The following is a 263-nucleotide window of genomic DNA, read 5'->3' as shown; positions in this document are numbered from 1 at the left end:
ATGACGTATACCAAAAGCAAAACATTTAAAACCGAAACTGGTGCGCGCCGATGGTTGGAGAAGCACACAGTAAGCTAACGATTAAAACGTCTACTCCTGCTGTTCCAGAATAACTTCATAAAATGGGAGTATTTTTCGGTGACGAGATAATAAGAACAGTTTGCGCTATCACTCTGATGTTGAATGATGCCCTTCCGTTCTAATTTTTTCATAACCGGGTTACGGCAAGGAGAAGTGATAATAAGATTTCCTGTTTTAAGGAA

At 39.5% G+C, this 263-nt stretch carries 2 protein-coding genes; one reads left to right on the top strand and one right to left on the bottom strand.

Annotated features, from left to right (window positions below):
* Complete coding sequence (locus tag AC0L3J_RS38155) at window positions 1–78, top strand: DUF1391 family protein (protein ID WP_473350581.1); 78 nt, start codon at window positions 1–3, stop codon at window positions 76–78.
* On the opposite strand, the gene AC0L3J_RS38150 is transcribed toward AC0L3J_RS38155, so the two are convergent.
* Window positions 75–263, bottom strand: a 189-nt coding sequence (locus AC0L3J_RS38150; RefSeq protein ID WP_087888542.1) for a super-infection exclusion protein B, incomplete at its 5' end; no start/stop codon positions are given. The two genes, AC0L3J_RS38155 and AC0L3J_RS38150, sit on opposite strands and share 4 nt — an antisense overlap.

The organism is Bradyrhizobium sp. Kon37, assembly GCF_055807535.1.
This window is presented reverse-complemented; position numbering and strand designations above follow the sequence as displayed.

Excerpts from the sequence above, each read along its gene's own strand:
- AC0L3J_RS38155 (WP_473350581.1), top strand. The coding sequence starts at position 1 with ATGACGTATACCAAAAGCAAAACATTTAAAACCGAAACTGGTGCGCGC.